The 20,169-nt window shown below is 73.1% G+C and carries 18 protein-coding genes; 16 read left to right on the top strand and 2 right to left on the bottom strand.

Going from position 1 to position 20,169, the window contains the following annotated elements; translation table 11 throughout:
- Nucleotides 1–46: 46 nt before the first annotated feature.
- From BKD26_RS10200 to BKD26_RS10180, 5 genes are all read left to right on the top strand, one after another.
- Nucleotides 47–1,417 carry a glutamine synthetase family protein gene (locus BKD26_RS10200; RefSeq protein ID WP_084897518.1) on the top strand — a complete coding sequence of 457 codons (1,371 nt, stop codon included), beginning with the start codon at nucleotides 47–49 and terminating at the stop codon, nucleotides 1,415–1,417.
- A 10-nt stretch (nucleotides 1,418–1,427) separates the two neighbouring features.
- Nucleotides 1,428–2,792 carry an aldehyde dehydrogenase family protein gene (locus BKD26_RS10195; RefSeq protein WP_084897517.1) on the top strand — a complete coding sequence of 455 codons (1,365 nt, stop codon included), beginning with the start codon at nucleotides 1,428–1,430 and terminating at the stop codon, nucleotides 2,790–2,792.
- Nucleotides 2,793–2,798: 6 nt separating this feature from the next.
- The gene (locus BKD26_RS10190; RefSeq protein ID WP_084897516.1) at nucleotides 2,799–3,581 is read left to right on the top strand and encodes a 3-oxoacyl-ACP reductase; all 783 of its coding nucleotides are present in this window, start codon (nucleotides 2,799–2,801) and stop codon (nucleotides 3,579–3,581) included.
- A 77-nt stretch (nucleotides 3,582–3,658) separates the two neighbouring features.
- Entirely contained in the window at nucleotides 3,659–4,930 is a 1,272-nt protein-coding gene (locus tag BKD26_RS10185) for a haloacid dehalogenase-like hydrolase (protein WP_084897713.1), read from the top strand.
- A gap of 9 nt (nucleotides 4,931–4,939) precedes the next feature.
- On the top strand, nucleotides 4,940–5,821 hold the full coding sequence (locus BKD26_RS10180) for a DUF2510 domain-containing protein (RefSeq protein ID WP_084897515.1): 882 nt from the start codon (nucleotides 4,940–4,942) through the stop codon (nucleotides 5,819–5,821).
- Between the two features lie 12 nt (nucleotides 5,822–5,833).
- Here BKD26_RS10180 and BKD26_RS10175 read toward each other — a convergent pair whose 3' ends face one another.
- Nucleotides 5,834–7,036 (bottom strand): amino acid deaminase/aldolase, encoded by a 1,203-nt coding sequence (locus tag BKD26_RS10175; protein ID WP_084897514.1) that lies wholly within the window; start codon nucleotides 7,034–7,036, stop codon nucleotides 5,834–5,836.
- 171 nt (nucleotides 7,037–7,207) lie between these two features.
- Here BKD26_RS10175 and BKD26_RS42235 point away from each other — a divergent pair, with 171 nt between their 5' ends.
- The 3 genes from BKD26_RS42235 to BKD26_RS10155 are packed head-to-tail and all read left to right on the top strand — an operon-like array spanning nucleotide 7,208 to nucleotide 10,561.
- On the top strand, nucleotides 7,208–8,632 hold the full coding sequence (locus BKD26_RS42235; protein ID WP_347104656.1) for a hypothetical protein: 1,425 nt from the start codon (nucleotides 7,208–7,210) through the stop codon (nucleotides 8,630–8,632).
- On the top strand, nucleotides 8,629–9,804 hold the full coding sequence (gene mycP / locus BKD26_RS10160; RefSeq protein ID WP_084897512.1) for a type VII secretion-associated serine protease mycosin: 1,176 nt from the start codon (nucleotides 8,629–8,631) through the stop codon (nucleotides 9,802–9,804). Before BKD26_RS42235 ends, mycP begins: the two co-directional genes overlap by 4 nt.
- Nucleotides 9,805–9,826: 22 nt before the next feature.
- Complete coding sequence (locus BKD26_RS10155) at nucleotides 9,827–10,561, top strand: SseB family protein (protein ID WP_084897511.1); 735 nt, start codon at nucleotides 9,827–9,829, stop codon at nucleotides 10,559–10,561.
- Nucleotides 10,562–10,778: 217 nt separating this feature from the next.
- Here the strand turns inward: BKD26_RS10155 and BKD26_RS10150 are convergent, their stop codons facing one another.
- Nucleotides 10,779–11,153, bottom strand: coding sequence for a DUF1844 domain-containing protein (locus BKD26_RS10150; protein ID WP_084897510.1), 375 nt, complete (start codon nucleotides 11,151–11,153; stop codon nucleotides 10,779–10,781).
- 290 nt (nucleotides 11,154–11,443) lie between these two features.
- On the opposite strand from BKD26_RS10150, the gene infC reads away from it, so the two are divergent.
- The 8 genes from infC (at nucleotide 11,444) to BKD26_RS10110 (ending at nucleotide 20,086) form a co-directional block, all read left to right on the top strand.
- Complete coding sequence (gene infC, locus BKD26_RS10145; RefSeq protein ID WP_084897509.1) at nucleotides 11,444–12,151, top strand: translation initiation factor IF-3; 708 nt, start codon at nucleotides 11,444–11,446, stop codon at nucleotides 12,149–12,151.
- A 101-nt stretch (nucleotides 12,152–12,252) separates the two neighbouring features.
- Nucleotides 12,253–12,447, top strand: coding sequence for a 50S ribosomal protein L35 (gene rpmI, locus BKD26_RS10140; protein ID WP_041128339.1), 195 nt, complete (start codon nucleotides 12,253–12,255; stop codon nucleotides 12,445–12,447).
- A 102-nt stretch (nucleotides 12,448–12,549) separates the two neighbouring features.
- The gene (gene rplT / locus BKD26_RS10135) at nucleotides 12,550–12,936 is read left to right on the top strand and encodes a 50S ribosomal protein L20 (RefSeq protein WP_073758255.1); all 387 of its coding nucleotides are present in this window, start codon (nucleotides 12,550–12,552) and stop codon (nucleotides 12,934–12,936) included.
- A gap of 100 nt (nucleotides 12,937–13,036) precedes the next feature.
- Nucleotides 13,037–13,891, top strand: coding sequence for an RNA methyltransferase (locus tag BKD26_RS10130; protein WP_084897508.1), 855 nt, complete (start codon nucleotides 13,037–13,039; stop codon nucleotides 13,889–13,891).
- Between the two features lie 105 nt (nucleotides 13,892–13,996).
- Nucleotides 13,997–15,073 (top strand): ATP-binding protein, encoded by a 1,077-nt coding sequence (locus BKD26_RS10125; RefSeq protein ID WP_241518594.1) that lies wholly within the window; start codon nucleotides 13,997–13,999, stop codon nucleotides 15,071–15,073.
- Between the two features lie 138 nt (nucleotides 15,074–15,211).
- Entirely contained in the window at nucleotides 15,212–16,339 is a 1,128-nt protein-coding gene (pheS, locus tag BKD26_RS10120) for a phenylalanine--tRNA ligase subunit alpha (RefSeq protein ID WP_084897506.1), read from the top strand.
- Complete coding sequence (gene pheT / locus BKD26_RS10115) at nucleotides 16,339–18,867, top strand: phenylalanine--tRNA ligase subunit beta (protein WP_084897505.1); 2,529 nt, start codon at nucleotides 16,339–16,341, stop codon at nucleotides 18,865–18,867. The genes pheS and pheT overlap by 1 nt, the downstream gene beginning before the upstream one ends.
- 151 nt (nucleotides 18,868–19,018) lie before the next feature.
- On the top strand, nucleotides 19,019–20,086 hold the full coding sequence (locus BKD26_RS10110; RefSeq protein WP_084897504.1) for a PP2C family protein-serine/threonine phosphatase: 1,068 nt from the start codon (nucleotides 19,019–19,021) through the stop codon (nucleotides 20,084–20,086).
- Nucleotides 20,087–20,169 lie beyond the last annotated feature (83 nt).

Genomic DNA, 20,169 nt, shown 5'->3' with positions numbered 1-20,169 from the left:
CCGCAATACCTTATGGCTCCCGGCTGACCGAAGGAGGAGCAATCCCGTGGCAGACCGCAAACCCCCGCTCGACGTCGAGGAACTGCGTGCCCTCGTCGCGAGCGGTGAGATCGACACAGTGGTCCTGGCCTTCCCCGATATGCAAGGGCGGCTCCAGGGCAAGCGGTTCGCCGCACCGTTCTTCCTCGACGACGTGCTGGAGCACGGCACCGAGGGCTGCAACTACCTCCTGGCCGTGGACGTGGAGCTCAACACCGTCGACGGCTACGCCATGTCCTCCTGGGCCAAGGGCTACGGCGACTTCGCCATGCGCCCCGACCTGTCGACCCTGCGCCGCGTCCCCTGGAACGAGGGCACGGCGATGCTCGTCGCCGACCTCGCCTGGAACGACGGCTCACCCGTCGTCGCCGCACCGCGCCAGATCCTGCGCCGCCAGCTGGAACGGCTCGCCGAGCACGGCTACACCGCCCACGTCGGCACCGAGCTGGAATTCATCGTCTTCAAGGACACCTACGAACAGGCCTGGAACGCGGGCTACCGCGACCTGACCCCGGCCAACCAGTACAACATCGACTATTCCGTCCTCGGCACCGGCCGCATCGAGCCCCTGCTGCGCCGCATCCGCAACGAGATGGCCGCCGCCGGACTGACCGTCGAGTCCGCCAAGGGCGAGTGCAACCCCGGCCAGCACGAGATCGCGTTCAAGTACGACGAGGCCCTGGTCACCTGCGACCAGCACGCCATCTACAAGACCGGTGCCAAGGAAATCGCCTCCCAGGAGGGCGTCTCCCTCACCTTCATGGCCAAGTACAACGAGCGCGAGGGCAACTCCTGCCACATCCACCTGTCGTTGCAGTCCATCGACGACGCCGGCCGCAACGTCATGGCGGGCGACGGACCCGGCGGGATGTCGCCGGTGATGCGGCACTTCCTCGCCGGACAGCTGGCCGCGCTGCGGGACTTCTCCCTCCTCTACGCGCCCAACATCAATTCCTACAAGCGCTTCCAGCCCGGCTCCTTCGCGCCGACAGCCGTCGCCTGGGGGTACGACAACCGCACCTGCTCCCTTCGGGTGGTCGGCCACGGCCGCTCGATGCGCTTCGAGAACCGCCTCCCCGGCGGCGACGTCAACCCGCACCTCGCCGTCGCGGGCCTGGTCGCGGCCGGTCTGTACGGCATCGAGCAGCAGCTGGAACTCCCCGAGCCGTGCGACGGCAACGCGTACACCGCCGACTACGCCCACGTCCCCACCACGCTGCGCGAGGCCGCCGAACTGTGGGAGAACAGCCCCATCGCGAAGGCCGCCTTCGGGGACGAGGTCGTCGCCCACTACCGCAACATGGCGCGGATCGAGCTCGAAGCCTTCGACGCCGCGGTGACCGACTGGGAGCTGCGCCGCTCCTTCGAACGCATGTGAGGCCCCTGTCTTGACCAGCGAACACCTCGTACTCAACCCCGCCACCGAAGAGGTCATCGCCACCGTCCCGGCCGCCACCGCCGCCGACGTCGACGCCGCCGTCACCCGCGCCACCGAGGCCCAGCGGGTGTGGGCGGCGGCCGCCCCCGCCGACCGCGCCCGCCTCCTGCGCCGCTTCGCCGCCGTCGTCGACGAGCACGTCGAGGAACTGGCCCGGCTGGAGGTCCGCGAGGCCGGCCACACCCTCGGCAACGCCCGCTGGGAAGCCGGCAACGTCCGCGACCTGCTCGACTACTCGGCCGGGGGAGTGGAGCGCCTGAACGGCCGCCAGATCCCCGTACCCGGCGGCCTCGACATCACGATCCTCGAACCCCTCGGCGTCGTCGGCGTGATCGCCCCCTGGAACTTCCCCATGCCGATCGCCGCCTGGGGCACCGCCCCCGCCCTCGCGGCCGGCAACGCCGTCATCCTCAAACCCGCCGAGACCACGCCCCTCACGGCCCTCCGGCTCGCCGAACTCGCCCTGGAGGCCGGGCTCCCGGAACACCTCTTCCAGGTGCTGCCGGGCGCGGGACCCGTCGCGGGAAACGCCCTCGTCGAACACCCCGGCGTCGCCAAGATCGTCTTCACCGGGTCCACCCGCGTCGGGAAGAGCATCATGGCGGCGTGCGCCGACCGCGTGAAGCGCGTGACGCTCGAACTCGGCGGCAAGAGCCCGAACATCGTCTTCGCCGACGCCGACATCGAGGCGGCGGCCGCCGCGACGCCCATGTCCTTCCTGGACAACTCCGGGCAGGACTGCTGCGCCCGCACCCGCATCCTCGTCCAGCGCACCGCGTACGACCGCTTCCTGGAGCTGCTGACGCCCGCCATCGAGGAGATCGTCGTCGGCGACCCGTCGGACGAGAAGACCCAGATGGGCCCGCTGATCTCGCGTACCCAGCTGGAGAGAGTGCGCGGGTACGTCCCCGAGGACGCGACCGCCATCCGCGGCAAGGCGCCCGAAGGCCCCGGCTTCTGGTTCCCGCCCACCGTCCTCACCGGCCTCACGCCCGACGCGCCCGCCGCCGTCGAGGAGGTCTTCGGCCCCGTGGCCGTCGTCCTGCCCTTCGACGACGAGGAGGACGCCGTACGCCTGGCCAACGCCACCGAGTACGGCCTGTCCGGCTCCGTCTGGACCCGCGACGTCGGCCGCGCGCTGCGCGTCTCCGGCGCCGTCCGCGCCGGGAACCTCTCCGTCAACTCCCACTCCAGCGTCCGCTACTGGACCCCGTTCGGCGGCTACAAGCAGTCCGGCCTCGGCCGCGAGCTCGGCCCCGACGCCCTCACCGCCTTCACCGAAACCAAGAACGTCTTCATCAGCACGGAGGCCTGAACCACCATGACCGAAACCCCTGTGTGCCGCCGCCTCACCGGCCGTACCGCCGTCATCACCGGCGCCGGCAGCGGCATCGGCCTCGCCACCGCGCGCCGCCTGGCCTCCGAGGGCGCCCACGTCGTCTGCGGCGACATCGACGAGGAGGCCGGCAAGGCCGCGGCCGACGAGGTCGGCGGCACCTTCGTACGCGTCGACGTCACCGACGCCGACGAGGTCGAGGCGCTGTTCAAGACCGCGTACGACACCTACGGCAGTGTCGACATCGCCTTCAACAACGCGGGCATCTCGCCGCCCGACGACGACTCCATCCTCACCACCGGCCTGGAGGCCTGGAAGCGGGTCCAGGAGGTCAACCTCACCTCCGTCTACCTCTGCTGCAAGGCCGCCATCCCCTACATGCGGCGCCAGGGCAAGGGCTCCATCATCAACACGGCGTCCTTCGTCGCCATCATGGGCGCCGCCACCAGCCAGATCTCGTACACCGCCTCCAAGGGCGGCGTCCTCGCCATGTCCCGGGAGCTGGGCGTGCAGTTCGCCCGCGAGGGCATCCGCGTCAACGCCCTGTGTCCCGGGCCCGTGAACACCCCGCTCCTCCAGGAGCTGTTCGCCAAGGACCCCGAGCGCGCCGCCCGCCGCCTCGTCCACATCCCGGCCGGCCGCTTCGCCGAGGCCGACGAGATCGCCGCCGCCGTCGCGTTCCTGGCGAGCGACGACTCCTCGTTCATCAACGCCACCGACTTCCTCGTCGACGGCGGCATCTCCGGGGCGTACGTCACCCCCCTGTAGTTCAGCTCTCTCCCACCACCCCGACAGCCGGGCGTCGCACGACGCCCGGCTGTCCCGCATACACCAGGAGCGTGTACGTGACAGACATACGCCGCTGGGCCGCCGCCGCGGCCGCCCTCCCCCTGACGGTCACCGGCCTCACCGCAGCCTCCGCGACCGCCCACGCCACGCCGGAGAAGTGCCCGCGCCTCACCGTCTCCGACGGCTGGTACGGCGACAACCGGGCGAGACTGCAACAGCTCATCGACCGCCACGGCCACTGCGGAGAGAACCGTACGAGCGGCAAGAAGCCCGTCGCCGTCTTCGACTGGGACAACACCGTCATCAAGAACGACGTCGGCGACGCCACCATGTTCTGGCTGCTCCGCAACAGCCGCATACGCCCGCCCCAGGGCGGCGACTGGCAGACCACCAGCCGCTACCTCACCGACGCCGCGGCCACCTCCCTCGCGGCCGCCTGCCCCACCGCCGTACGGACGTTGCCCACCGCCACCGACACCGACTGCGCCGACGAGATCCTGTCCGTGTACGGGGACGGCGAGACGACCTCCGGCGACGCGGCCTTCACCGGGTTCGACCACCGGCGCATGGAGCCTCAGTACGCCTGGCTCGCCCAGCTCCTGCACGGCTGGACCACCCGCCAGGTGGAGTCCTTCGCGGCCGCCGCCCGCGCCGAGAACCTCGCCGCGCCCATCGGCGCCGAGCAGCGCGTCGGCAGCGGCACCGCCACCGGCTGGGTCCGCTACTACGACCAGCAGCGCGACCTCGTCCGTACCCTCCAGAAGGCCGGCTTCGACGTGTGGATCACCTCCGCCTCGCCCGAGCCGGTCGTCGACGTCTGGGCGGGCGGCGTCGGCATCAAGCCGTCCCACGCCATCGGCATCCGCAACGTGACGGAAGGCGGCCGCCTCACCGGCCGGCTCCAGGGCTGCGGCACCGTCCGCGACGGCGACGACTCGATGATCACGTACATCGACGGCAAGCGCTGCTGGATCAACCAGGAGATCTTCGGCGTACGCGGCGCCGCCGCCGACCAGGTCCAGCCCGCCCAGCGGAGGCAGGTGTTCGCGGCCGGCGACTCCGACACCGACATCTCCTTCCTGCGCGACGCCACCGCCCTGCGGCTCGTCCTCAACCGCAACAAGGACGAGGTGATGTGCCGGGCGTACGACAACGCCGACGGCCGCTGGATCGTCAACCCCATGTTCATCCAGCCCAAGCCGCGCAAGGCCGCCCCGTACCCGTGCGCCACGACCGGCTACACCGCCGCCGACGGCACCCGCGGTCCCGTCCGCCGGGCCGACGGGAGCGTCGTACCGGATCAGCTGGACCGGGTGCACGCCCCCTAAGGTGACCGCATGAGCATGACGACCCCTCCCGGCTGGTACCCGGATCCAGGCAACCCCGCCGTCGAACACTGGTGGGACGGCGCGGCCTGGACCGGGCACACCCGTACCGCCTCCCCCGCGACCGTCGTCATCCCCCCGCGCCCGGCGAGGCGGACCGGCCGCCTGATCGCCTTCGCCGCCGCGGGCGTCGCGGTGGCGGCCGTGACCGCCGTGGTGGTGATCGTCCTCGGTTCCGACGAGGAGCCGCCCGTGGACGCCGCGAACAGCCCGGCGCCGCCGCCGACGAGCTCCGCGCCCGCGCCCACAACAGCCGCGCCCACCGAGGACGCCACGGTCGTCGTCGACCAGCTCAACGGCATCACCCTGCCCATCCTCGGCGGCTGGGAGAAGCCGGAGCGCACCGCGGACGACCTGCCGACCGTGTCGACCGTCGCCGCCGACCCGTGCCCCGCCGCGAGCAGCCGCACCTGCAAGCGGGGCTCGGTGTTCTCCCTCACCGCCACGGCCACCGGCACCACCGACCCCGAGGCCATCGCCAAGGAGGACATCGCCAAGGCCGCCGACCGCGCGTTCGAGGCGGACTCCCTCGGCGTCCGGCCCCACGGCGGCATCCGCTCCCACAAGGTGCTCGCCGAGCGGCCCGCCGTCGTCGCCGGACGCACCGGCTACCTGGTGCGCTGGCAGGTCACCACCAACCAGGGCCCCGGCGGGTACGTCCAGTCCCTGGCCTTCCCGTCCTCGCTCGGCAGCGAGTCGCCCGTCATCGTGCGGTTCGTCTTCTCCGCCGGACCGGGCGCCCCGCCGCCGGCCACCATGGACGAGATCACCAAGGGCATCCGCCCGATCGGGAGCTCGACCGGAGGCGGCGTAGGCAGCAGCATCGGCCCGTGACGTTCTGACCGCCTACAAGAAGGTCCGGCCCTCGCCCCGGTACGTCGGTACGGCCGCCGTGACCCGGTCGCCCTCGATCAGGTGCAGCGTGTCGAACCGCTCGCACAGCTCGCCCGCCTTCGCGTGCCGGAACCACACCTTGTCGCCGATCAGCAGATCGTCGGCGGGGGAGCCCAACAGCGGGGTCTGCACCTCACCGGCACCCTCCTGCGGGTCGTAGCGCAACCCCTCGGGGAGGTACGGGACCGGCAGCCGGTCCGCGCCCGCCGCACCCGACGCGGGGTACCCGCCGCCCAGCACGGTGACCACGCCGACGCCCGGGCGCCGGACCACGGGCTGCGCGAACAGCGCCGCCGGACGGCCCGTGAACGACGTGTAGTTGTCGAACAGCCGCGGCACGAAGAGCCCCGACCCGGCCGCGATCTCGGTCACCGCGTCCTCGGCGGCCGTGTGCTGGACGCTCCCCGTACCGCCGCCGTTGACGAACTCCAGGTCCGGCGCCACCGCCCGTACCGCCGCCACCACGGCCGCCCGGCGCGCCGCCAGCTCCCTGCGGGCCGCCGCCTGCATCAACCGCACGGCACGGGAGCGGAGGGGCCGCCCCGTGATCGCGTCCCCGACGCCCGCCACATGACCCTCGTACGCCATCAGCCCGACGAGCCGGAACCCCGGGCGCCGCGCGACCGCCCGCGCCAGCTCCGCCACCTGCGCCGGGGTACGCAGCGGCGAACGCCGCGCCCCGATCCGTACCCGACCGCCCAGCAGGCGCAGCGACGTGTCCAGCTCCAGACAGACCCGGATCTCCTCGGCGCCACCCTCGCGGGCCTGGTCGATCAGCTCCAACTGCGCCGGGTCGTCCACCATCACGGTCACCGCGCCCGCGAGCTTCGCGTCCCGCGCGAGCTCCGAGAAGCCGGCCCGGTCGGCCGACGGATACGCCAGCAGTACGTCGTCGAACCCGGCCCGCGCCAGCCACAGCGACTCGTCCAGCGTGAACGACATGATCCCGGCGAACCCGTCCCGGGCCAGCACCCGCTCCAGCAGCGCCCGGCAGCGTACGGACTTGCTCGCCACCCGTATCGGCTTCCCACCGGCCCGTCGGACGAGATCGTCGGCGTTCGCGTCGAACGCCTCCAGGTCGACGACGGCGACGGGGGCGTCCAGATGGGCGGTGGCCCGGTCGTACCGGGCTCGGTCAGCGGCACGCGGAGTCATGGCCAGAGCCTGCCAGACCTGCCTACCAGGGGGTAGGGGGACGTTCCGGTCAGATCCGCCCCGACCTGCGGCCTCGTTCCCGTCGGGGCCGGCACAGCCCGTAGAGTTACCCGCACGCGCTGACGAACGGGCCTGCCCCGCAAGGCGATCCGGACGACACCAGGGGGGCGGATGAGCACCGAGGCACGACACCCGTCCTCGCGCATCCCGGACGCCCCGCGCCGCCCCACGCCGCCGCCCCCGATACCGCCGACCCCGGCCACCACTCCGCCCCCGGCGCCCGCCGCCAACGCGGCCACTGCTCCGGAGCCGGCAACCGGCGCCCGCCCGGCCGCCACTACGGCCCCCGGGCCCGGAGCCGTCCCGGCCCCCTCCAGCGCCCCGGCCCCGGCGCCCGCCGCAACTCCCGCGCCCGGCGCCCGCCCGGTCACCGCTTCGGCCTCGGCTCCGGCGTCCGAGGAAGTTCCGGGCGCCGCTTCCGGCACCGCCCCGGCCCACGGGCTCCGCCCGGCGCACCCCACCGCCCCGGCGTCGGCGACTAACGCCCAGCCGGAGCCCACCCCGTCGGCCGTCGAGACCACCGCCCGGCTGCGGCCCGTGCGTGAGTCCGTGGCCGCGCCGTCGCCCTCGGCCCCCGCGCCCTCGGCCCCCGCGCCCTCCGCCCCGCCCTCCGTCCCGCCGGCGCCGGTCACGCCGCCCACGCGGCGGCGGCCCGTCGGTGCCGTCGACCTCACCCCCCGCCCCGGGGCCCTCGCCCCGCGCGCCGCTCAGCCCTACTGGATGCCGCCCGAGGCGCCCGTCGAGACCACCACCCGCCTGCGGCCCGTCCGCAGCCGGCACCCGGCCCGCGCGGCGGCGGCCGTCGCCTGCCTCGTCCTGGGGCTCGGGCTCACCGGCGGGGCCGCCGCCGGGGCGTGGCTCGTGGGCGACTCGGCCGCCCACGCCTCCGCGGCGGACCGCTTCACCGAGGCCCGCACCATCTGGCACAGCGTCCCCGTCGACACGCTCTTCCCCCGCACCCTCGACGGCGAGGGCGCCGGACCCGGCCGCGCCGACCGGACCTGGACGCGCGTCGCCGTCGCGCCCGACGGGCCGTGCACCGGGGCCCTGGACCCCCTCCTGGTCAGGGCCCTGCAGCCGGTGGGCTGCGAGCGCGTGCTGCGCGCCACGTACGCCGACGCCACCTCCACCAGCGTCACCACCGTCGGCATGGTCTTCACGGACGCCGACCGCCCCGGCATGACCGCGCTGCGCACCCGCTTCACGGACGAGAGCCTCGACGAACGCACCGACCTCCTGCCCCGCACCCTCGCCGCCCCCGGCACCGTCGCCGCCGGGTTCGGCGACCCGCAGCGGGCGAGCTGGCGGGTGAGCGTCCTCACCGACGTACCCGTCATCGTCTACGCGGTGTCCGGCTTCGCCGACGGCCGTACCGTCGACGACCCGCAGCCCGCCGCCGAGGCGATGGCCGAGGGCCAGACGAGCGCGCCCGCCCAGGCGGGGCTCGGCCACGACGCCGACGGCATCGCCGACCGGATCGAACGTGGCCTCCGTACGACGGCGACGGCCGGAAAGGCCACGCAGGAGCCCCGATGACCCACCGCCGCCGTACCGCCTTCGCCGCCGCACTCGCCGCCACCGCGTTGGCCGTCCTCCCCGCCACCCCCGCCCACGCCGACGCCATCCGCGCCCAGCAGTGGGGCCTCGAAGCGATGCATACGACCGAGGCCTGGCGCACCACCCAGGGCGAGGGCATCACCGTCGCCGTCCTCGACACCGGCGTCGACGCCACCCACCCCGACCTCGCGGGCAACGTCCTGCCCGGCAAGGACCTCATCGGCTTCGGCGCCAAGCGCGGCGACCGTGCCTGGGCCCGCCACGGCACCGCCATGGCCGGCATCATCGCGGGCCACGGACACGGCGACGGCCGTGAGGACGGCGTCCTCGGGATCGCGCCCGAGGCGAAGATCCTCCCCGTCCGCGTCATCCTCGAAGGCGGCGACCCGGCCCGCACCAAGGCCCGCAACACCCGTGGCACCGCCCTCGCCCAGGGCATCCGCTGGGCCGTCGACCAGGGCGCCGACGTGATCAACCTCTCCCTCGGCGACGACAGCGAGTCCGCCCACCCCGACGCGGGCGAGGACGCGGCCGTCCAGTACGCCCTGTCCAAGGGCGCCGTCGTCGTCGCCTCGGCCGGCAACGGCGGCGACAAGGGCGACCACATCTCGTACCCCGCCGCCTATCCGGGCGTCATCGCGGTCACCGCCGTCGACCGGTACGGCACCCACGCCGCGTTCTCCACCAGCCGCTGGTACGCCACCGTCAGCGCGCCCGGCGTCGACATCGTCATCGCCGACCCGGACCGGAAGTACTACGAGGGGTGGGGCACCAGCGCCGCGTCGGCGTTCGTCTCGGGCGCCGTCGCCCTTGTCAGGGCCGCCCACCCCGGCCTGAGCCCCGCCCAGGTGAAGAAGCTCCTCACCGACACCGCCCGCGACCGCCCCGAGGGCGGCGGCCATGACATCGACAAGGGGTACGGGACGGTCGACCCGGCCGCCGCGATCGAGGCGGGCGGGAAACTGCGCCCGGCCGACCTCAAGGCCGCCACCACCGGCTACGGCAAGCGGTACTTCGGTACGGGACCGGTGGCCGCGCCCGAGGAGGAACAGGGCGCCGGGCTGCTCGCGCCCGTCACCGGCGCCCTCGGCGTGCTCCTGCTGGCCGCCGCGGTCGTCCTGTGGCGCGGGGGCCGCGCCACCGGGCGCTGACCCGCGCGGTTAGGCTCGTCGCGTGGCGCTCAAGAACATCCCTGACCCCGGCTTCTCCGACGACGACGGCACCGCCGAACCCGAGCTGGCCGCGGCCCTCGCGGCCTGGGCCCAGGACCGGGCCGCCAAGCCGCGCGTCCTCGCCGCCCTCAAGGGCGCCCGGCTGCTCGTCCCCGTCGTCGCCGTCCTCGGCGAGGTCGAGGAGGACGAGGAGACCGGACTGCGCCGCGAGAAGACCAGCGACATGGCCGTGCCGACCCTCACCGCGGGTGACCGCCGCGCGCTGCCCGCGTTCACGTCCCTGGAGTCGCTCGCCCTCTGGGACCCGGCCGCCCGCCCCGTCGCCGTACCCCTGCACCAGGCGCTCCAGGCCGCCGCCCACGAGAAGGCCGACACGCTCGTACTCGACCTCGCGGGACCCGTGCCGTACCAGCTGACCGGCCCCGCGCTGCTCGCCCTGGCCGAGGGCCGCACCTCCACCGACCCGCTCGCCGACCCCGCCGTCAGGGAGGCGGTACGCACGGCGGTCGCCGCCGAGCCCGCCGTCCTCCGCGCCCACCTCGGCCCCGGCACCGCGGACGGCACCCTCGCCCTGGTCCTCGCCCCGGACGCGCCCCCCGCCGAGGCGGCCCAGCGCGTCGCCCGCGCCCTGGCGGCCGACGAAACACTGAGGGCCCGCCTGGTGCGCGGCCTCGACCTGGCACTCCTGCCGGCCACGGCCACGCCCCCGGGCGAGCCCTTCTACGTACGCAACTGATCCAGCCGAGAACGTCGGCGAATACCGCCCCGGAGGGCGCCCCCGTACCGGCCCGGATGCGCGCCACCCGGCGGCCGTCAGCCGAAGCCCGGCGCCCAGCGGCGTGGCCGTCAGCCGTAGACCGGCCCCGTCGCTGCGGTCACCCGGGGAGCGGCCCCCCGTGCCCCCAGGCACGGCCGGCCCCGGGTGCGGGCCACCCGGCCCGTCAGCGCGGCCGTCAGCCGTAGACCGGCCCCGTGTACTTCTCGCCCGGTCCCTGGCCCGGCTCGTCGGGGACGAGCGAAGCCTCGCGGAACGCGAGCTGGAGCGACTTCAGGCCGTCCCGCAGGGGGGCGGCGTGGAACGAGGAGATCTCCGTCGCGCCCGCGTCCAGCAGACCCGCCAGCGCGTGGATCAGCTTGCGCGCCTCGTCGAGGTCCTTGTACTGGTCGCCCTCCTCGGTGAGCCCGAGCTTGACCGCGGCGGCGCTCATCAGGTTGACGGCGACCGTCACGATCACCTCGACCGCGGGGACCTCCGCGATGTCGCGGGTCATGGTCTCGTAGTCGGTGGTCCGGTCGGCGGAGGCGTTGCTCGGCGTGGCGTCACTCATGCCCCACACGATAGGCGCCCCGTGCCCCGTTAGCCCCACCCACCAGGAGCTGCTAACCTGGTGTGACGACCGGCTGGACACGACTCGTGATCCGGCCCACAAGTGGAGGCTCCGATCTCCCACCTGGCCGTCCCTCGGGACGGCGGGTCACCGGTCAGGTGGCGCCCATCGTTCCGTACGGACGATGGAGCCGCCCGATGTGCGCCCCGCGGTACGCCGTGGCGGTGCTCCGGTAGCACGAGGAGCCCCGCCTGTGTCCCGTCCGGGGCATTTTTCATGCACCGGCGCGGTTGGTCTTACGAAACAGACGTTACGCGTCCGTCCGCCAGGCGTTCGCGTGGTGCTACCGAGGAGGATCCATCAGCGCCGAGCCCCGCATCAACGACCGGATTCGCGTTCCCGAGGTGCGACTTGTCGGTCCCAGCGGCGAGCAGGTCGGGATTGTCCCGCTTGCCAAGGCCCTGGAGCTTGCGCAGGAGTACGACCTCGATCTCGTCGAGGTCGCGGCGAACGCCCGTCCGCCGGTCTGCAAGCTCATGGACTACGGGAAGTTCAAGTACGAGTCGGCCATGAAGGCCCGTGAGGCGCGCAAGAACCAGGCGCACACGGTCATCAAGGAGATGAAGCTCCGGCCGAAGATCGACCCGCACGACTATGACACCAAGAAGGGTCACGTCGTCCGGTTCCTCAAGCAGGGCGACAAGGTCAAGATCACGATCATGTTCCGTGGTCGCGAGCAGTCCCGGCCGGAGCTCGGCTACCGGCTGCTGCAGCGGCTGGCGGAGGACGTCCAGGACCTCGGGTTCATCGAGTCGAACCCCAAGCAGGACGGCCGGAACATGATCATGGTTCTCGGACCGCACAAGAAGAAGACCGAGGCAATGGCCGAGGCCCGTGAGGCGCAGGCCGCCCGCAAGGCGGAGCGCCAGGGCCAGCCCGCCCACGCGGACGAGGCCGTCCACGTGGACGAGCCCGCCGACGAGGCTGCCGAGGCCTGATCCCCGGGCACCCGCCCAGGATTCAACCGACACATCTGACGCTCCCGTGTGCCGGTCTCCGGACCGGCTGGGAGCGCCACTGACGAGGAGAGAACGGCGCTATGCCGAAGAACAAGACGCACTCCGGTGCCAAGAAGCGCTTCAAGGTCACCGGCTCCGGCAAGATCCTGCGCGAGCGCGCCGGCAAGCGCCACCTGCTCGAGCACAAGTCGTCCAAGCTGACGCGTCGCCTCACCGGCAACGCCGAGATGGCCCCGGGTGACAGCGCCAAGATCAAGAAGATGCTGGGCATCTGACTGACATCCCGCCCTCGGTGACGAGGGCAGCCCGACACCGGGACCCATATCGTTTCCGGGCCGTGTGAGTCCACCCACGGCCCCGCTACAAGGAGTTAACAAGTGGCACGCGTCAAGCGGGCAGTCAACGCCCACAAGAAGCGCCGGGCGATCCTCGAGCAGGCCAGCGGCTACCGCGGCCAGCGTTCGCGCCTGTACCGCAAGGCCAAGGAGCAGGTCACCCACTCGCTGGTCTACAACTACAACGACCGCAAGAAGCGCAAGGGCGACTTCCGTCAGCTGTGGATCCAGCGCATCAACGCCGCTGCCCGCGCCAACGGCATGACGTACAACCGCCTCATCCAGGGTCTGAAGGCCGCCAACATCGAGGTGGACCGCAAGATCCTGGCCGAGCTCGCGGTCAACGACGCGGGCGCGTTCGCCGCGCTCGTCGAGGTCGCCCAGAAGGCGCTCCCGAGCGACGTCAACGCCCCGAAGGCCGCCGCCTGATCTTCAGGCCGCAGTTCTTCCCTCCGGACCCGCAGGCCCCGAGCCTGCGGGTCCGGTCTGTTCAACCCCCGTGCGTACGAGAAGAGAGCCGCCGACCACCATGGGCACCCCTGAGCTGATCTCCCCCCGCTCCCCGCGCGTCATCGCGGCCCGGCGGCTCGCCAAGCGCAACTTCCGGGGCAAGGAGCGCCTGTTCATCGCCGAGGGCCCCCAGGCCGTGCGCGAGGCCGTCGCGCACTGCAGCGGCGGGGAGCCCACCCTGGTGGAGCTGTTCACCACGGTCGAGGCCGCCGAGCGGTACGCCGACATCGTCGAGGCCGCCCGCGCCACCGGCGCCCGCGTCCACCACGCCTCCGACGCCGTGCTCGCCGAGGTCTCGCAGACCGTCACCCCGCAGGGGCTGCTCGGGGTGTGCCGGTTCCTGGACTCGCCGTTCGAGGAGATCCTCACGGCCCGCCCCAAGCTGGTCGCCGTCCTCGCCCACGTACGCGACCCCGGCAACGCCGGGACCGTGCTGCGGTGCGCCGACGCCGCCGGCGCCGACGCGGTCGTCCTCACGGACGCCTCCGTGGACCTCTACAACCCCAAGGCCGTGCGTGCCTCGGTCGGCTCCGTCTTCCACCTCCCGGTCGCCGTCGGCGTCCCCGTCGAGCAGGCCGTCGCCGGGCTCAAGGGCGCCGGGCTGCGGATCCTGGCCGCCGACGGGGCGGGTGAGGACGACCTGGACGCCGAGCTCGACGCGGGCACCATGGGCGGGCCCACCGCCTGGATCTTCGGCAACGAGGCGTGGGGCCTGCCCGAGGAGACCCGCGCCCTCGCGGACGCCGTCGTACGCGTGCCGATCCACGGCAAGGCCGAGAGCCTGAACCTGGCGACCGCCGCGGCCGTATGCCTCTACGGCTCCGCGCGTGCGCAGCGTGCTGCCGGAGGGTGCCGCTCCGTCACCTCCAGCTAGTAGGGTGACGGGCTCGGGGGCCCACTGCGTCACACGGAGGGGTGGGAGACGGGGATGACGGTCGGCACCAGCAGGCCCGCTGCAGGGGAGGGCGCCTTAGTGGGCGTGGGCGATTCCGCCGGTCCCGGCGCGCCCGGGATCGACCCCGACGACCTTCCCGACGGGCTCGTCGTCGCCGACGAGAACGGCCGGGTGGTCTGCTTCAACGCCACGGCCGTACGCCTCACCGCCGTACCGCGCGCGGAGGCGCTCGGGCGGCCGCTGGAGCAGGCGCTGCCGCTGGAGGACCTCAAGGGGCGGCGCTGGTGGGCGCTGACCGACCCGTACGGCGGCCTCGCCATCCGCGTCGGGCAGCCCGAGCGCAACCTGCTGCTGCCCGGCAACCGGGAGGTGCTCGTCGCCGCCCGCTATGTGCGCGAGGAGCCCCTCGGCCCCGTACGGAAGGTCGTCGTCACGCTGCGCGGCACCGAGGCGAGGCGCCGCACCGAGCGCAGCCACGCCGAGCTGATCGCCACCGTCGCCCACGAGCTGCGCTCGCCGCTCACCTCCGTCAAGGGCTTCACCGCGACCCTGCTCGCCAAGTGGGAGCGGTTCACCGACGACCAGAAGCGGCTGATGCTGGAGACCGTCGACGCCGACGCCAACCGTGTCACCCGGCTGATCGCCGAGCTCCTCGACATCTCCCGAATAGACTCCGGCCGCCTCGAAGTTCGCCGCCAGCCGGTCGACATCGCCGCCGCCATCGGCCGCCACATCCAGGCACACACCACGCGCGGCCAGTCGCCGGACCGGTTCTTCGTCCGCGTACGCCGCCCGCTGCCCGATCTGTGGGCGGACCCGGACAAAATTGACCAGGTCCTCGGCAACCTGCTCGAAAATGCCGTGCGCCACGGCGAGGGAACCGTCACCATCGAGGTGGCCCCCACCGGCCCCACCGACGACGAGAAGGGAACGGCCGTCACCGTGAGCGACGAAGGCCCCGGCATCCCCGAGGAGTCGATGGGCCGTGTCTTCACCCGCTTCTGGCGGGGGAGCAAGCGCGGCGGGACCGGCCTCGGCCTGTACATCGTCAAGGGCATCGTCGAGGCGCACGGCGGCACGATCAGCGTCGGCCGCGGACCCGCCGGTGGCGCCCAGTTCCGATTTACGTTGCCCGTGGGCGCCCCCTCGTATCTCACGTGACAGAGGGTCCAGGACGTCCACGGGCTGATCCGCGGCTCATCCGCCTGCCCACACCCCGTTAGACTCGTCCTTTGGCACCTTTGCGTCCTCGGTCGTCGAGCGGGGGCCCCAGCCAGCCCATCGGAAGTACGGGAAGAGATGTCGGCACCGAACAAGTCGTACGACCCAGTCGAGGTCGAGGCACTGAAACCGGAAGAGATCGAGCGCATGCGGGACGAGGCGCTCGCCGCCTTCGCGGCCGCCGGTGACCTCGACGCGCTCCACGAGGCCAAGGTCGCCCAGACCGGCCCCACCTCGCCGCTCGCGCTCGCCAACCGGGAGATCGGCGCCCTGCCGCCGCACGCCAAGGCCGAGGCCGGCAAGCGTGTCGGCCAGGCCCGCGGTGCCGTGAACAAGGCCCTGGCCGGCCGCCAGGCCGAGCTGGAGGCCGAGCGCGACGCGCGCGTGCTGGTCGAGGAGGCTGTGGACGTCACGCTGCCCTACGACCGCGTTCCGGCCGGCGCCCGCCACCCGCTGACCACCCTCATGGAGCGCGTCGCGGACGTCTTCGTCTCCATGGGGTACGAGGTCGCCGAGGGCCCCGAGGTCGAGGCGGAGTGGTTCAACTTCGACGCCCTGAACTTCGTACCGGACCACCCGGCGCGCCAGATGCAGGACACCTTCTTCGTCGAGGGCCCGGAGGGCACCTCCGGCGACGAGTCCGGCATCGTGCTGCGCACGCACACCTCCCCGGTGCAGGCCCGCACGCTCATCGACCGCGAGCCGCCCGTGTACGTCGTGTGCCCCGGCCGCGTCTACCGCACCGACGAGCTCGACGCCACGCACACCCCGGTCTTCCACCAGATCGAGCTGCTCGCCGTCGACGAGGGCCTGACCATGGCGGACCTCAAGGGCACCCTGGACCACATGGTCCAGGCGCTCTTCGGCTCCGACATGAAGACCCGGCTCCGCCCGAACTTCTTCCCGTTCACCGAGCCGTCCGCCGAGATGGACATGCTCTGCTACGTCTGCCGCGGCGAGTCCGTCGGCAACGCGGACCGGCCCTGCCGCACCTGCGGCAGCGAGGGCTGGATCGAGCTGGGCGGCTGCGGAATGGTCAACCCCAAGGTGCTGATCGCCTGTGGCGTGGACCCCGAGAAGTACAGCGGATTCGCCTTCGGGTTCGGCATCGAGCGGATGCTGATGTTCCGCCACAACGTCGAAGACATGCGAGACATGGTCGAGGGTGACGTCCGGTTCACCCGGCCGTTCGGGATGGAGATCTGATGCGGGTCCCGCTTTCGTGGCTGCGGGAGTACGTCGACCTGCCGGCGACGGAGACCGGCCGTGACGTACAGGCCAAGCTGGTGTCGGCCGGGCTGGAGGTCGAGACCGTCGAGCAGCTCGGCGCCGGCCTGACGGGCCCGCTGGTGGTGGGCAGGGTCCTCACCATCGAGGAGCTCACCGAGTTCAAGAAGCCGATCCGCTTCTGCACCGTCGACGTCGGCGACGCCAACGGAACCGGCGAGCCGCAGGAGATCATCTGCGGCGCCCGGAACTTCGCCGAGGGCGACAAGGTCGTCGTGGCCCTGCCCGGCGCCGTCCTCCCCGGCGACTTCCGGATCGCCGAGCGCAAGACGTACGGCAAGGTCTCGCGCGGCATGATCTGCTCCGGCGACGAGCTCGGCATGGGTGACGACGGCACGCACGGCATCATCGTGCTGCCGCCGGAGTACGAGGTCGGCATCGACGCCACCGAGCTGCTGGAGCTGTACGACGAGGTCCTCGACATCGCCGTCACGCCCGACCGCGGCTACTGCCTGTCGATGCGCGGCATCGCCCGCGAGGTCGCCATCGCCTACGGCCTGCCGCTGCGCGACCCGGCGCTGCTCGACGTGCCCACGCCCAACTCGTACGGCTACCCGGTCAAGGTCTCCGACCCGATCGGCTGCGACCGCTTCACCGCGCGCACCGTCGTCGGCCTCGACCCGGAGGCCCACTCGCCGATCTGGCTGAAGCGCCGCCTCCAGAAGGCCGGCATGCGCCCGATCTCGCTCGCCGTCGACATCACCAACTACGTGATGCTGGAGCTCGGCCAGCCGCTGCACGCCTACGACCGCTCCCGGCTCGACGGGCCCATCGGGGTCCGCCGTGCCGAAGCCGGCGAGAAGATCACCACCCTCGACGGCACGGTCCGCGTCCTCGACGCCGCCGACCTGCTCATCACCGACAACCGCGGCCCCATCGGCCTCGCGGGTGTCATGGGCGGCGCCAACACCGAGATCGCCGACTCCGAGACCGACCCCGAGACGGGCGAGGTGCGGGGCACGACCGAGGTGGTCATCGAGGCCGCGCACTTCGACGCGATCTCCATCGCCCGCACCGCGCGCCGCCACAAGCTGTCCTCCGAGGCGTCCAAGCGCTTCGAGCGCGGCGTCGACCCGCAGGCCGCCGCCGCTGCCGCGCAGCGCACCGTCGACCTGCTGGTCCTCCTCGCGGGCGGCACCGCCGAGGCCGGCGTCACCGAAATCGTCGCGCCGTCCGCGCCGCGCACGATCACGATGCCCGCCGACCACCCCGACCGCGTCGCGGGCGTGACGTACGGCCGCGAGACCGTCGTCCGCCGCCTCCAGGAGGTCGGCTGCGACGTGTACGGGCAGGACGAGCTGATCGTCACCGTCCCGTCCTGGCGCCCCGACCTGAACGAGCCGAACGACCTCGCCGAAGAGGTCATCCGGCTGGAGGGGTACGAGAACCTGCCCTCCACGCTCCCCAAGCCCCCGGCCGGCCGCGGGCTCACCGAGCGCCAGCGCACCCACCGCCGCGTGGGCCGCGCCCTGGCCGGTGCCGGGTACGTCGAGGCGCTGAACTACCCGTTCATCAGCGAGCAGGTCCTCGACCAGCTCGACATCCCGGCGGACGACACCTGCCGCCAGGTCGTCAAGCTCGTCAACCCGCTCTCCGACGAGGAGCCCGCGCTCCGCACGGCGCTGCTGCCGGGCCTGCTCGGCGCGCTGCGCCGCAACGACGGCCGCGGCAGCCACGACCTGGCGCTCTTCGAGACCGGTCTGGTCTTCCGGGCCGCCGGGGAGCCGGGCGTCGCGGTGCGGCTGCCCGTCGACCGGCGCCCGACCGACGAGGAGATCGCCGGCGTCAACGCCGTCCTGCCCGAGCAGCCGCGGCACGCCGCCGTGGTCCTCGCCGGGGCGCGCGAGCAGGCCGGCTGGTGGGGCAAGGGCCGCCCGTCCGACTGGGCCGACGCCATCGAGGCCGCCCGGACCGTCGCCCGAGAGGCCGGCGCCGAGCTCATCGTGCGCCAGGGCCAGTACGGGCCGTGGCACCCGGGCCGCTGCGCCGAACTGGCCGTCCTGGTGGACGGTGAGGAGCAGGTCGTCGGGTACGCCGGTGAGCTGCACCCGCGTGTCGTCAAGGCGCTGCACCTGCCCGCCCGTACGTGCGCGATGGAGCTGAACCTCGACACCGTCGAGCAGGCCTCGGCCGGTGCCGTGCGCGCGCCCCGGATCTCGACGTTCCCGGTCGCCACGCAGGACGTCGCCCTGGTCGTGGACCGGCAGGTGCCGTCCGCCGAGGTGGGGAAGGCCCTGCGCGAGGGCGCGGGCGACCTGCTCGAGTCCATCCGGCTGTTCGATGTCTTCGAGGGCGAGCAGATCGGCGAGGGCAAGAAGTCGCTCGCGTACGCGCTGCGGTTCCGTGCCGCCGACCGCACGCTGACCGTCGAGGAGGCCTCGGCCGCCCGTGACGCCGCGGTGGCGCTGGCCGCCGAGCGGACGGGCGCGGTGCTGCGGGGCGCCTGACCGATCCGAAGCGCGATGAGGGGCATGGCCGGAACACCGGCCATGCCCCTCACTCGTTCGAGTGGGAAGCCTGGTGGACTTTCCCCCTTGCCGTGGACGATCGACAGAATCGTCCCGACCGTGAGGAGGGGCCTGGAGAAGGGCGGTCCGCATGCTGCGTACGCGAGCCTGGGTTCGTCGCCTTGCCCCGCTCGCCCTGCCCGCCCTCTGGGGCGGCGTCGCCGTCCTGTGGAAGCTCACCTGTCCCCTCGCCCACCAGGAGGGGACGGCCACACGGATCGCCACCAGCGCCGTCTTCTTCACCGTCGGCACCGGCCTGGTCCTGGGCCTCCGCCGCGGCCTGGCCAGGGAGCTGAAGCAGGTACGCGCCGTCGCCCAGGCCGCCCAACAGGTGTTGCTGCGCCCCCTGCCGCCCCGCCTCGAAGGCCTGTCCGTCGCCGCCGCCCAGCTGTCCGTCGCCCGGGGCGCGGCCGTGGGCGGCGATCTGTACGAGGCGGTCGCCACCCCGCACGGCGTACGGATCGTGATCGGGGACGTACGCGGTCATGGGCTGGCCGCGCTCGGGGCGGTCGCCGCCGTGCTGGGCAGCTTCCGGGAGGCCGCGCACGACGAGCCCGAACTCGGCGGCGTACTGCGGCGGCTGGACCGGGCGCTGGGGCGGCACCTGCGGGAGCGGGCGCGGGAGGAGCACCCGGCGGTCGGCGGGTGGGATCCGGACAGTCCGTCGGCGGAGGAGTTCGTCACCGTACTGCTGCTGGAGATCCGCCGGGACGGTGCCGTGCTGGCCCTCAACTGCGGGCATCCATGGCCCTATCGGCTCGGCAGCCGGACCGAGCAGGTCGTGGACGGGGAGACCTTGCCGCCGCTGGGTGCCTTCCCGCTGCCGGACGAGCTGCCCGTGCACCGGTGCGTGACGCTGCCGCCCGGCGAGGCGCTGTTCCTGCACACGGACGGCGCCGAGGACGCGCGGGACGCCTCGGGGCGGTTCTTCCGGCTCCAGGACGTGCTCGACCAGGCCCTGCACGAGGCGCCGGTGCCCCCGGCGGCCCTGATCCACCGGGTGCACGCGGCGCTGTTGCGCCACACCGGCGGGCGGCTCACCGACGATGTGGCCCTGATGGTCGTGCGCAACGACCGTCGCGACGACCGTTCCCGGGTACCGGCGCAGTCCGCGGACCCAGGGCTGCGCCGCACCCGGCCTGCACCCTCCAATCGATAGCGGCCGGTACGGACGGTGCGGCCGCGCCGCCCGCCGTGCCGCGGAGTGTCGGGCAGATCCGGCAGGGCGGACGGCGCTTCAGC

This window comes from Streptomyces sp. CB03238 (assembly GCF_002099185.1).
GTDB lineage: Bacteria > Actinomycetota > Actinomycetes > Streptomycetales > Streptomycetaceae > Streptomyces.
Note: the sequence above shows the minus strand (reverse complement) of the source record. Positions and strands in the feature narration are given on the sequence as shown.

Coding starts and splice junctions, on each gene's coding strand:
- BKD26_RS10190 (WP_084897516.1), top strand. CDS start 2,799: ATGACCGAAACCCCTGTGTGCCGCCGCCTCACCGGCCGTACCGCCGTC.
- BKD26_RS10180 (WP_084897515.1), top strand. CDS start 4,940: ATGAGCATGACGACCCCTCCCGGCTGGTACCCGGATCCAGGCAACCCC.
- BKD26_RS10175 (WP_084897514.1), bottom strand. CDS start 7,036: ATGACTCCGCGTGCCGCTGACCGAGCCCGGTACGACCGGGCCACCGCC.
- BKD26_RS42235 (WP_347104656.1), top strand. CDS start 7,208: ATGAGCACCGAGGCACGACACCCGTCCTCGCGCATCCCGGACGCCCCG.
- mycP (WP_084897512.1), top strand. CDS start 8,629: ATGACCCACCGCCGCCGTACCGCCTTCGCCGCCGCACTCGCCGCCACC.
- BKD26_RS10150 (WP_084897510.1), bottom strand. CDS start 11,153: ATGAGTGACGCCACGCCGAGCAACGCCTCCGCCGACCGGACCACCGAC.
- rpmI (WP_041128339.1), top strand. CDS start 12,253: ATGCCGAAGAACAAGACGCACTCCGGTGCCAAGAAGCGCTTCAAGGTC.
- BKD26_RS10130 (WP_084897508.1), top strand. CDS start 13,037: ATGGGCACCCCTGAGCTGATCTCCCCCCGCTCCCCGCGCGTCATCGCG.
- pheS (WP_084897506.1), top strand. CDS start 15,212: ATGTCGGCACCGAACAAGTCGTACGACCCAGTCGAGGTCGAGGCACTG.
- pheT (WP_084897505.1), top strand. CDS start 16,339: ATGCGGGTCCCGCTTTCGTGGCTGCGGGAGTACGTCGACCTGCCGGCG.
- BKD26_RS10110 (WP_084897504.1), top strand. CDS start 19,019: ATGCTGCGTACGCGAGCCTGGGTTCGTCGCCTTGCCCCGCTCGCCCTG.